Below are 12267 nucleotides of genomic sequence, written 5' to 3'. Positions count from 1 at the left end.
AAAGCGCTGAACAAGCTTACAGGGCTTGGTATGCCTGAAACTCAGTATATCGTTTAAGAATTAAGCACGATGGGGTAGGCATGGCTTCTCTCTGAATTAAGCAACAAAGCCGCGGCCATTCGCAACTATGAAGGGAATATTCGTGTTATCGCGGATATTGTATTGGCCCATGAGGCGAGAGAGACAGAAATTGAAAAAGGGATGTTTTGTCGAATAGTTAGATAGCGTTGATGGGCTATCAGGTGGTGATTATGAAAAAGAGAATACTTCATCTGCCAGTAAAAAAGATTTACTTCGACCAGATTAAGTCTGGAGAAAAGCCAGATGAATATCGCCTCGTTACAGGCTACTGGATAAAAAGGCTTGAAGGGCGTGATTATGATGAAGTCCATGTTAAATGTGGCTACCCAAAGGCTGGAGATATGTCCAGGATAGAAATTCGCCCCTGGCGTGGCTTCTCAAGAACTTTCATAACGCACCCGCACTTTGGGCCTGACCAAGTAGAGGTTTTTGCTATACACCTCAGCTTGCGATGAGATGCCAAGGATAAACAATTTGACCGAAAAGGGCAGTTTGGCGTACCGGAATACGGTGCCTCTTAATGGTTATATTATTGCGTCATAACCAAAAGGAGAGGCACTGATGAAGCTCATAAAAATATCTTTCTTATCAATAGTTCTCGCTGGCTGCGCCAGTAAGGCCCCTACAGTTCTCACGAACCCAGATCCAAGTCTTTCACCAAGGGAAGTTGCTTACCATGTTCTTGGTAAGGAGGTAGTTGAAACTCCGCTTAAAATGCCAGATTCTGGCGTTGACACTGGGGGTATTTATAGATACAGCGTACCCTTCGAGCAGGAACGAAAAATCTCAATACAAAAGTCATTTGCCGAACACTGCTTTAGTGCTGGCGGCCAAATTGTTGATGGGGCAATAGGGTTTGCCTGTGAAACGCCAGATCATGGCGTTCTCTACTCGTACCAAACAAAATGGAACAGCGAACTAAACAAGTTGGATTTGTTTATTTATTTTGTTCGTGGGTGGAACTTTAGTGATCCTAGTTATATTAAATATGCAAAGGAGAAGATGGCTAATTTCAGATCAGGCGTTGCGATGGTGAAGGCAGGTAATATTAGGTATGAACAACAAAAAACAAATGAAGCAGCAATGTCTATGTTGAGCAACTATAACAAAGAGCGTCCACTGATCGAATCCAGAGGTGCAAGGATATGTATGAATGTGAACGGGGTCCCTGTTTATGGCATTTCTCAAGGAACGGTTGGGCGAGACGGTAATATTCAAATACAAATTGCTCGCGTAAACAGTTTTGTTCCGGTGGCGTACAAAAATCAGAGGTTGATACCTGGGGTTGTCATCATAGACTCGGGGATTAACTGGAAGATGTGCGATTAGAGAACCGGGGCCGATGGCCCCGTTATTATTACTTGCTGAAACTTGAACAATCGAGGTGGGATAGTGTTTGCTCGTAGTTGACTTTGTTGTTCGTCTTACGCAGCTCCACCAGCTCAACAATCAATTGACTTAAAGCCAGAGATTGAGGCTCCCAGACGCGCTTGCATTTGTCAGCCATGTTGGCATTTACGTCTGTAATGACGTACAGGAAATCAGGGACGTCTTTCAAGGTCCCCAGGCCTTTTGCCATATCAACAGCCTCAGGGTTTTGATAGCTTCGAGTGGCGCTCAGCTCGTCGTGGGGAATATAGCTGGCAGTCGCCGCAGCCAAACCTGATACCATGCCTTTACCTGCGCTTTTTGCAATGGCCGAGCTGGTAGCTAAAGTTGGCATGACGGCCTGCCCCATTTGGCTGGCGGATGCCGCCGCCAAGCCAGAGGCGATGTTCTTCCCTGCATCTTCGGCAATGGCTGAGCTGGTGGTGAGCATCGCAGTTAAAATGATTGTTCCAAACATACTTAATTCCTCTATCAATCCATAAAGTCCGATTTTTTGAAGGGCATAGTGCCTTTGCAATCGGGATAGGCGGTGCAGCCCCAGAACTTAGACGCTCGCTTCTTGCCTGGTGCTTTTCCTTTCCTGAGACGCATCGGGCTACCGCAATCTGGGCAGTCTGGACAATCCTCAGCCGCGATACGCTTCTCGGGTTTCCCTCGGTTGTCTGGGAACGTCTTCTTGCAAGCCTCGTTCTGGCAGCCCCAGAAAAAACCGTTCTTCCCTTTGATCCGGTGCATCTCTCCACCGCAGTTGAAGCATTCGTGTGAAGGAGGCTTCGCGCCCTCGAAGGCTTTAGCCATCGCGCCACCTTCTTTGGTCAGAACCGGTGCGGCCACTTTGAGCTGCTCAACCATTTGGCAGATCCAGGAGGAAATCTGCTTCATGAAGACAGACATGTTCCCGGAGCCGGATGCAACTTTCTCAAGCTCCTGTTCCCAAGCCGCAGTCATGCCGGGTGATTTGATGGCTGGTGGAAGCACTGCGATAAGCGCATGAGCCTTATCAGTTGCAAGCAGTACCTTTTTCTGACGTTTGAAGTAGCCTTTATCAACAGCGCCCTGGATGATGCTTGCGCGTGTTGCTGGAGTGCCTAAACCGGCTGTGTCTTTGAGAATTTGCTTGAACTTCTCCTCAGTCACGAACCGGGCAATGTTCTCCATCGCGGCAAGCAATGTGGCTTCGGTGAAGTGCGGTGCTGGCCGCGTCATTTTGTTTGCCAGCTCGGCACCATTAAGCAAAGCGGGTTCGCCCTGGCTAACCCTGGGGAGCTTCTCTTGTTCAACCGGCGCGTCGGTGTCTTCCCCCTCGTCCTTGGGACTGCTTTCACTATCAGAAGCAAACAATACCTTCCAGCCTTGTTTGGCAGGTGTCTTACCAGAGGCCGCAAAGAGGTGACGCCCACACTGCACCTCGATGGAGGTTTTGGTGAACTCGAACTCGCTGTAGAACTGCGCGATGTAGAAACGACGGATGGCGTCGTAAAGATTGAACTCGATCTCAGACATGGCACTGATGTCTGTTCTGGCCGGTGTTGGAATGATCGCGTGGTGCGCGGTCACTTTGGCGTCATTGAATACCCTGGCCTTGCGATGAGGATCTGCGCCAGCCACCAGCCCAGAGACGTTCTGATCGGACAAAATGAGCGCCTGGAGAATGTCCGGAATGTCTTCCTTTTGGCTCTCGGGTAGATAACGACTATCAGTACGAGGGTAGGTGGTCGCTTTGTGCGTCTCGTACAGAGCTTGAGCTGCATCCAGTACCTGCTGAGCGGTGTATCCCCATCGTTTGCTTGCGTATTGTTGTAGCGACGTTAGATCGAAGGGGAGGGGGGCTGACTCTTTACCTGGTTTGGTTTCTGCTTTGCTGATAACAGCATTGGCACCATTGACCTGGGAGGCTACCTGCTCGGCATAGGCCTTATTGACGCACCGGCCTTGCTCGTCACTGCACTCTTCTGGTGGTATCCATTGGGCGGCAAACTGTCCATTCTGTACGGACACGTTCACACCCAGAGTCCAGTATGGTGAGGGGGTGAAACCGGCGATCTCTCGGTCCCGTTGACAAACAAGAGCGACGGTTGGGGTGATAACCCTGCCAACGTGAAGAGTGTGGTTGAAGCCGACATCTCGGGCCAGCACTGTGTAGAGGCGGCTCACGTTCATGCCTACCAACCAGTCAGCGCGTTGCCGTGCCAATGCGGCGTAGTAGAGTGAGACCGTATCCTTGCCATCCTTTACGTTGTTCAGCGCTTTCTTGATGCTTGACTCATCGAGAGCCGTCAAACAAACCCGGCGAATAGGGCCAGAGTAGCGGAATCGATCCAGAAGCGAACGGGCGATAGCCTCACCTTCTCGGTCGTAGTCCGTTGAGATGTAGATGGTGCTCGCCTTTTTGACCAGTCCCTCAACAATTTTGTACTGTTTGAACGCACTCTTGCGAACGTTGTACCGCCATGACTCTGGTGCAATAGGGAGGGTCTCCAGTGACCATGACTTGTAGCGTTCGTCATAATCGTCTGGCATATACAATTCCAGCAGGTGGCCGAACGCCCACGTAATAACGCGGTTTCCTCCATCATGGAGAAATCCATCACCTCGTTGGGAGGCCTTCATTACGCCAGCCAAATCTTTGGCCTGAGAAGGCTTCTCGCAGATATAAAGGTCCATTAAGCAGCTCCTCTCATCTTTGATTCCAGATTCGCCAGCTCAGCCCAGCTTTGGGCCAGACCTTTGACTTCGGGGTAGTCTCTGGAGAGGTTTTCGAGGACTCCAGAAATGACATAGGCCGCTTCGCGGGAATTACCCCTCGAACCGGCCTCCTGGAGCATGATTGATAAAGCGTCGAAGAGCTCAGCCTTACGGCTTGGCTCTGTCTGGTTTCTTATTTCAGAGCTTTGCATGGGTTCACCACTGAATAGGGACGCACGGACTCGCGCACAATGCGGCGATCTGCGTCAGTTACAGCCTGGCTGGTGCAAAAGTGCGTCCAGGCATTCAGATAATCTTGATAGGTGTGGGTAGGTGGTATGCAGCCGGTTACAACATCCTTGGGGATGTTTGTAGTCCCCTCGGCTTCCACAAAGCGCCAATCGTGCTCGTCCATACCTTTGCCGCCATCGCAATAGCGTTCCCAGCGTGACAACTCGTACAGCGAGTAGCCTTTGCCTTTATTCATGGACTTGAAGGTATTGATGGCTTCGTTCACATCCCCGTGCTGCTTGATCCCTGCTGGAGTTTTATCTGAACCAGCGGAGTCATCTTTGAGCTTGTTCATCGTTGCGCTGACATTACCGTCGCCCAGCACATGGATATAACCAGGTTGACGTAATGCAGCACCACCGCGCCCCATGTTGTCCCATGCCATCGACAGTTCCCGGCTAACTCGGGCAGGTTTGTCATTTTCGGCAGGGGCAGTCTGGGGCTGAGGCTTTTGCTCGGGGGCGTTAGAGGCACACCCGGCCAGAATTGCCACTCCCAGAATTGCTATCAGTTGTCTCATCGTGTCGTTCCTCATCAAAAATTGTCGATGAGCCCATTCTAAAAGGGGGGGGATGGAAAGCTGGTTTCTCAAACTGCCCAAATTGGACAGATAGGCGTGTGTGCGATCTAAAGGTGTTTTGAGAGCATGTAGCGACGAGAAATACGATAGGAATATGGTCAACCTACATGCTGAAAGCCCTTAACAAGTTATTTGGTGGGCGAAGTGGAGTGATCGAGACCGCGCCGAGCGCCAGAGTGTTGCCGCTTAAAGACGTGGAAGATGAAGAAATCCCTCGATACCCACCTTTTGCCAAGGGCCTGCCAGTGGCCCCACTAGACAAGATACTGGCAACCCAAGCTGAACTGATTGAGAAAGTGCGGAACTCTCTCGGTTTCACTGTGGACGACTTCAACCGGCTTGTTTTGCCGGTGATCCAGCGGTATGCCGCGTTTGTTCACCTGTTGCCAGCTTCCGAATCACACCACCACCGTGGCGCTGGTGGTCTGTTCCGACATGGGCTTGAAGTGGCCTTCTGGGCAGCTCAGGCATCTGAGTCAGTTATCTTTTCCATCGAGGGGACGCCTCGGGAACGCCGTGACAATGAGCCGCGTTGGAGACTGGCGAGCTGTTTCTCTGGGCTGCTGCATGATGTGGGTAAACCGCTCTCGGATGTGTCCATTACGGACAAAGACGGGTCAATCACATGGAACCCGTATTCGGAGTCACTTCATGACTGGGCACACCGTCACGAAATCGACCGTTACTTTATCCGGTGGCGCGACAAGCGACACAAAAGACATGAGCAATTCTCGCTGCTGGCGGTGGATCGAATTATTCCGGCTGAGACTCGGGAGTTTCTGTCCAAGTCTGGCCCGTCCATCATGGAAGCGATGCTGGAAGCTATCTCAGGAACCAGCGTCAATCAGCCTGTGACCAAGCTGATGCTTCGCGCTGACCAAGAGAGCGTCTCACGGGACCTTCGCCAGAGTCGTCTCGATGTGGACGAGTTCTCCTATGGTGTGCCCGTCGAGCGTTACGTGTTCGATGCCATCCGCCGCCTAGTTAAAACCGGAAAATGGAAGGTCAATGAGCCAGGCGCGAAAGTCTGGCACCTCAACCAAGGTGTATTCATTGCCTGGAAACAGCTTGGGGACCTTTATGACTTGATCAGCCACGACAAGATCCCCGGTATCCCACGAGACCCTGACACACTGGCCGACATTCTCATCGAACGTGGTTTTGCTGTACCAAACACGGTGCAGGAGAAGGGTGAACGTGCGTACTACCGCTACTGGGAAGTTTTGCCTGAGATGCTCCAGGAGGCGGGTTCGGTGAAGATCTTGATGCTCCGACTCGAATCAAACGACCTGGTGTTTACGACTGAGCCTCCTGCGGCTGTTGCTGCGGAAGTTGTTGGTGATGTTGAGGACGCTGAGATTGAGTTCGTTGATCCTGAGGAAGCCGATGACGGTGACGACCAAGAGGAAGGTGAAGCAGCTCTGAACGATGACATGTTGGCCGCAGAGCAGGAAGCAGAGAAAGCTCTAGCTGGCCTTGGCTTTGGTGATGCGATGGAGATGCTGAAAAGCACCTCCGATGCTGTCGAGGAGGAGCCAGAGCAAAAAGATGCGGGACCAACGGAATCATCTAAGCCTGACGCTGGCAAGAAGGGTAAGCCGCAGAGCAAACCGGGCAAAGCAAAACCGAAGAGTGATACGGAGAAACAACCCCATAAACCAGAGGCAAAAGAGGATCTGTCCCCTCAGGACATTGCCAAAAACGCACCACCTTTGGCAAACGACAATCCGTTACAAGCACTCAAGGATGTTGGGGGTGGACTGGGGGACATCGACTTCCCGTTTGACGCATTCAACGCATCGGCAGAGACAACCAGCACTGACGCAACAAACTCAGAAATCCCAGATGTGGCAATGCCCGGAAAGCAAGAGGAGCAGCCAAAACAGGACTTCGTTCCACAAGAACAAAACTCCCTGCAGGGCGATGACTTTCCAATGTTCGGTGGTTCTGATGAACCGCCATCATGGGCGATTGAGCCGCTCCCTATGCTGACTGACGCACCAGAACAACCAACGCACACGCCAGAAATGCCGCATACGGACAACGTTAATCAGCATGAGAAGGACGCAAAGACCTTGCTCGTTGAGATGTTGTCTGGATACGGGGAAGCATCGGCGTTGCTTGAACAAGCGATCATGCCTGTTTTGGAAGGTAAAACGACGCTGGGCGAAGTCCTATGCCTGATGAAGGGGCAAGCCGTCATTTTGTACCCGGATGGCGCTCGGTCGCTGGGTGCGCCGTCAGAGGTTCTCTCGAAGCTGTCCCACGCCAACGCGATTGTTCCGGACCCGATTATGCCAGGTCGCAAAGTTCGTGATTTCAGCGGAGTGAAGGCAATTGTACTGGCGGAGCAGCTTTCAGATGCAGTCGTGGCGGCCATTAAGGATGCCGAGGCGTCAATGGGTGGATACCAGGATGCCTTTGAGCTCGTCTCTCCCCCTGGCTTGGATGCAAGCAAAAATAAGTCTGCACCGAAACAACAAAGCCGAAAAAAGGCGCAGCAGCAGAAGCCTGAGGTTAATGCCGGTAAAGCCTCGCCTGAACAAAAGGCGAAAGGTAAGGACTCCCAGCCACAGCCGAAGGAGAAGAAGGTCGATGTTACTTCTCCGGTTGAAGAGCAGCAGCGCAAGCCGGTCCAAGAAAAACAGAACGTGGCTCGCCTTCCTAAGCGGGAGGCTCAACCAGTGGCTCCTGAGCCCAAAGTTGAGCGTGAGAAGGAGTTGGGACACGTCGAGGTGCGAGAAAGGGAAGAGCCAGAGGTTAGGGAGTTTGAGCCGCCTAAGGCGAAAACAAACCCGAAAGACATCAATGCGGAAGATTTCTTGCCGTCTGGTGTCACCCCTCAGAAAGCGCTCCAGATGCTCAAGGACATGATCCAAAAACGCTCGGGCCGATGGCTCGTGACACCTGTCCTGGAAGAGGATGGCTGCTTAGTAACCAGTGACAAAGCCTTCGACATGATTGCCGGTGAAAACATCGGCATCAGCAAACACATCCTCTGCGGGATGCTGAGCCGGGCACAGAGACGGCCTTTGCTCAAGAAACGTCAGGGAAAATTGTATTTAGAGGTAAATGAAACATGACAATGAGTTATAACCCGCTCGCCTACGAGATGCCGTGGCGGCCCAACTATGAAAAAAATGCTGTAGCAGGCTGGCTTGCCGCCTCCGGCGCGGCTTTGGCCGTAGAGCAAGTCAGCACGATGCCTCCGGAGCCCTTCTATTGGATGACGGGGATCTGTGGCGTGATGGCGATGGCTCGTTTGCCCAAGGCTATCAAACTTCACCTGCTCCAAAAGCATTTGAAGGGGCGTGATCTGGAGTTTATTTCCATTGCGGAGCTCCAAAAGTACATCAAGGACACGCCGGACGATATGTGGCTTGGTAGTGGGTTCCTGTGGGAAAACCGCCATGCCCAGCGCGTGTTTGAGATCCTGAAACGCGACTGGACTTCCATCGTAGGGAGAGAGTCCACGGTCAAAAAGGTTGTCCGGAAGATACAGGGTAAGAAAAAGGAGCTTCCAATCGGCCAGCCCTGGATTCACGGGGTAGAGCCCAAAGAAGAGAAGCTGATGCAGCCACTCAAACACACCGAGGGGCATTCGCTGATCGTTGGGACCACCGGCTCGGGTAAGGCGCAGCCACTTGATTCGCTTGTCCATACGCCTATTGGCTGGAGACGGATGGGAGATATTGTTGTGGGCGATGTAGTGTCCACACCTGACGGTAAGGTTGCCAAAGTTCTAGGAGTTTATCCACAACCCAAGAAAGCGATTTTTAAGATTAGCTTTTCCGATGGGAGAAGCGTTGAGGCGTGTGGCGAACATCTCTGGGAGGTGCATCACAAACATTGGCGGGGGAAATACAAAAAAGGTCAATCGAGAGCAGGACAAGCGAAACCCCGCGTTATATCCACGATGGAAATTCAAGGTCTTCTTGAATCAAACCAAGGTGATTTCAAATTGCCTCTACCAGCGCCGGTAGAAAAACCAGAAGCGGTATTGCCGCTTGAGCCATATCTTCTTGGCTGTTTACTGGGTGATGGACTTATCGGAAAAGGAAACCGGATAACCTTTTCCAGCCAAGATGAGGAGATCATTGAAGCCCTGAGGAAACAAGTTCCTCATGAGGTTGAACTGGTCTCTGTTCCTGGATCTGATTACGACTACGCCATCACAATGAAGGAAGGCCGAGCTGGCGGCGGTCGCAGAGAGGGCGGCGTTTATTCGCGTAATCCAGTTAGACAGGCCGTGATAGAGCTTGGCCTTGAAGGACAAAGATCATGGGAAAAACACGTCCCTGATATTTATAAGAACGCTTCAATTAAACAGCGTTGGGAAATTATTGCTGGCCTAATGGATACTGATGGAACGGTAGACAAAGGGGGCAGCCTGTCTTTCATATCAACCAGCCATCAGTTGGCAAAAGATGTACAAGAGATGGTCTGGTCACTAGGGGGTATTGCTTCAATCAAAGAAACTAAAAAGCTCTACAAGACGCCTTCCGGCGAAAAAATGCAAGGTCGCCCAGCTTACAAGGTAAACATTAGACATTCAAATAGGGAGATGTTTTTCAAGCTGAATCGCAAAAAGGTAAGAGTAAGTAAAGAGTACCAATACAAAGATAGTTTGAAGCTAAAGATAACGTCAGTGGAAGAAGTGAGGTGGGATTTAGCTCAATGTATTTATATTGACCATCCTGAGCATTTGTACATAACGGACAATTACGTTGTAACTCACAATACCCGTATGTTCGACATCCTGATTTCACAGGCCATTCTGCGTGGGGAAGCCGTGATCATCATAGACCCGAAAGGGGATAAGGAGATGCGGGACAATGCCCGACGTGCTTGTGAAGCTATGGGGCAGCCGGAAAGATTCGTCTCATTTCATCCAGCATTCCCGGAAGAGTCGGTGCGTATCGACCCTCTGCGTAACTTCACCCGCGTGACTGAAATCGCAAGTCGTTTGGCCGCACTGATCCCATCCGAAGCAGGGGCGGACCCGTTCAAGTCATTTGGTTGGCAGGCACTGAACAACATCGCTCAGGGCTTGGTCATCACTCATGATCGTCCCAACCTGACAAAGCTCCGCCGATTCCTTGAAGGTGGCGCTGCTGGCTTGGTCATCAAGGCCGTTCAGGCTTACTCAGAGCGAGTTATGCCCGACTGGGAGGCAGAAGCAGCGGCTTACTTGGAAAAAGTCAAAAACGGTTCGCGTGAGAAGATCGCTTTCGCGTTGATGAAGTTCTACTACGACATCATCCAACCTGAGCACCCGAACTCTGACCTGGAAGGCTTGCTGTCGATGTTCCAGCACGACCAAACCCACTTCTCCAAGATGGTGGCGAACCTCCTGCCGATCATGAATATGCTGACGTCCGGGGAGCTAGGCCCTCTGCTGTCTCCAGACTCATCTGATCTGAGCGACGAACGCCAGATCACCGATTCCGCAAAAATCATCAACAACGCTCAAGTTGCTTATCTGGGGCTCGACTCCCTGACCGACAACATGGTTGGTAGTGCTATGGGGTCCATCTTCCTGTCAGACCTGACAGCGGTTGCCGGTGACAGATACAACTACGGCGTCAACAACAGACCCGTAAATATCTTTGTCGATGAGGCTGCCGAGGTGATCAACGACCCGTTCATCCAGCTCCTGAACAAAGGTCGCGGTGCGAAACTTCGTCTTTTCGTTGCAACTCAGACTTTTGCTGACTTCGCAGCTCGACTGGGTAGCAAAGACAAAGCGCTCCAGGTGTTGGGGAACATCAACAACACGTTTGCTCTGCGTATCGTCGATGGTGAAACCCAGGAGTATATCGCGGATAACCTGCCGAAGACCCGGCTCAAGTACGTCATGCGGACTCAAGGCCAGAACTCGGATGGCAAGGAGCCCATTATGCACGGAGGCAACCAAGGCGAGCGTTTGATGGAGGAGGAAGCTGATCTGTTCCCAGCCCAGTTATTGGGAATGCTTCCGAACCTGGAATACATAGCCAAAATTTCAGGCGGAACAATCGTAAAAGGCCGTCTGCCCATATTGACCCAGTAAGAGCAGAGCTATGTGTGACAAGAAGTATAGAGATTACGAGGTAGCCATCATGGTCGATGTGAACCCTTTCGACAGGGTTATGAATGAATTGAAAAGTCGTGGCCGCAAGAACGCTCACATCCTGAGCATCCTCCAATTCGACTGGCCTGCATCGGAGGCCATCATCGAGAAGCTGAGCTGCTACATCACAGACGGGATTAAGGCTAATCAGGAGCCTGTGATTTACCCGATCATTGAAGAAGCTCTGCATCGCTACAGCCAGCTCGTGTTTCATGAGCAGAGAGAGAAATATGAAGACCCGGCCAGAATTGGGGCATTTCTGGAAACCCTGATCACCGAAACCTGCCGGGCGTTGGAAGTGCAAATTGTCGATAGTGGCGGTGATTCATGGTCTGTCGATTCAGGAGAGTCGTTCTCACTGTGGCTTTCTTCCCATCCAGGAGAACTATCCACTAACCCGCAGCCCCATGAGGATGAGACCTCTTTGCGTGGCTTGCTGTATGAGCTCATCACCTGTGAGAGCGTGAAAACTGTTTTAAGGAGAACCGACTATGAAGAAGCCGTGGTTGCTGGTCGCATGGCTGCTGGTTATTGAGTTGCTGGCAATATTGCTGCTGATCCCTGGCGACTGGACAGACAGAGCCATCAAAAGGGAATCCGTGCTGGTGGAACAGAGTCTTGGTGTCGAAGCAAGAGACTGGATACAGAACAAAGCATCTACCTGGTTCAGGTCGAGCGTTATTGATTCAGGCTTCTATGAGGGGATGTACCAAACGCTGATCCCATCAGAAGAGGAGCGCCAGAAGTCCAAGGGGATGCAGGATATGGGCAAGGGCTGGTTTGTGTGGGTCAAAGGCCGCATGGAAGCCTTTGTCAACGTCATTTACCAGTTCTACACACGGTTGGCGCTGTTAGCCGCGTGGGCTCCCTATATGCTGATCCTGTTCGTACCTGCGGTATATGACGGGATGATGACATGGCGAATTAAGCGGACCAACTTCGATTATGCGAGTCCGGTTCTCCATCGTTATAGCGTTCGCGGAACGATGTACCTGATGGCCGGATTGTTCATCGCGTTCTTCATCCCCATAGCGCTCGATCCGGTTGTCATCCCGATGACAATGATGACGTGCTGTGTCCTGGTTGGCCTGACGTTCGGCAACCTCCAGAAACGGGTATAGGGAGGGAG

At 51.6% G+C, this 12267-nt stretch carries 9 protein-coding genes and 2 pseudogenes; 7 read left to right on the top strand and 4 right to left on the bottom strand.

Annotation, left to right across the window (positions count from 1 at the left end; genetic code table 11):
- The first annotated feature begins 251 nt into the window (after positions 1-251).
- A complete protein-coding gene (locus L2744_RS04040; RefSeq protein WP_227549711.1) occupies positions 252-536 on the top strand; it encodes an ASCH domain-containing protein in 285 nt (94 codons plus the stop codon).
- A 106-nt stretch (positions 537-642) separates the two neighbouring features.
- Positions 643-1410 carry a hypothetical protein gene (locus tag L2744_RS04035; protein WP_151819897.1) on the top strand — a complete coding sequence of 256 codons (768 nt, stop codon included), beginning with the start codon at positions 643-645 and terminating at the stop codon, positions 1408-1410.
- Positions 1411-1438: 28 nt separating this feature from the next.
- Here L2744_RS04035 and L2744_RS04030 read toward each other — a convergent pair whose 3' ends face one another.
- Genes L2744_RS04030 through L2744_RS04015 form a run of 4 tightly spaced genes read right to left on the bottom strand, consistent with a single transcriptional unit; the run spans position 1439 to position 4966 of the window.
- A complete protein-coding gene (locus L2744_RS04030; RefSeq protein ID WP_248990715.1) occupies positions 1439-1927 on the bottom strand; it encodes a hypothetical protein in 489 nt (162 codons plus the stop codon).
- A gap of 14 nt (positions 1928-1941) precedes the next feature.
- A complete protein-coding gene (locus L2744_RS04025) occupies positions 1942-4134 on the bottom strand; it encodes a DNA topoisomerase III (protein WP_024126915.1) in 2193 nt (730 codons plus the stop codon).
- On the bottom strand, positions 4134-4367 hold the full coding sequence (locus tag L2744_RS04020; protein ID WP_001191892.1) for a hypothetical protein: 234 nt from the start codon (positions 4365-4367) through the stop codon (positions 4134-4136). Before L2744_RS04020 ends, L2744_RS04025 begins: the two co-directional genes overlap by 1 nt.
- Complete coding sequence (locus L2744_RS04015; RefSeq protein WP_161647202.1) at positions 4349-4966, bottom strand: hypothetical protein; 618 nt, start codon at positions 4964-4966, stop codon at positions 4349-4351. The genes L2744_RS04020 and L2744_RS04015 overlap by 19 nt, the downstream gene beginning before the upstream one ends.
- Positions 4967-5133: 167 nt before the next feature.
- On the opposite strand from L2744_RS04015, the gene mobH reads away from it, so the two are divergent.
- The 5 genes and pseudogenes from mobH (at position 5134) to L2744_RS03990 (ending at position 12259) form a co-directional block, all read left to right on the top strand.
- The gene (gene mobH, locus L2744_RS04010; RefSeq protein WP_248990714.1) at positions 5134-8109 is read left to right on the top strand and encodes a MobH family relaxase; all 2976 of its coding nucleotides are present in this window, start codon (positions 5134-5136) and stop codon (positions 8107-8109) included.
- A pseudogene (locus L2744_RS21710) lies at positions 8106-9509 on the top strand (LAGLIDADG family homing endonuclease); the annotation flags it as partial. The gene mobH and the pseudogene L2744_RS21710, both read left to right, overlap by 4 nt.
- A gap of 258 nt (positions 9510-9767) precedes the next feature.
- Positions 9768-11078, top strand: a pseudogene (traD, locus tag L2744_RS21705) (conjugative transfer system coupling protein TraD); the annotation flags it as partial.
- Between the two features lie 49 nt (positions 11079-11127).
- The gene (locus L2744_RS03995; protein ID WP_227549712.1) at positions 11128-11673 is read left to right on the top strand and encodes a hypothetical protein; all 546 of its coding nucleotides are present in this window, start codon (positions 11128-11130) and stop codon (positions 11671-11673) included.
- Positions 11630-12259, top strand: coding sequence for an IncC plasmid conjugative DNA transfer DtrJ family protein (locus L2744_RS03990; protein ID WP_000743450.1), 630 nt, complete (start codon positions 11630-11632; stop codon positions 12257-12259). The genes L2744_RS03995 and L2744_RS03990 overlap by 44 nt, the downstream gene beginning before the upstream one ends.
- Positions 12260-12267 lie beyond the last annotated feature (8 nt).

Origin of the sequence: Shewanella profunda (genome assembly GCF_023283765.1) — a bacterium.
Lineage (GTDB): Bacteria > Pseudomonadota > Gammaproteobacteria > Enterobacterales > Shewanellaceae > Shewanella > Shewanella profunda.
Note: the sequence above shows the minus strand (reverse complement) of the source record. Positions and strands in the feature narration are given on the sequence as shown.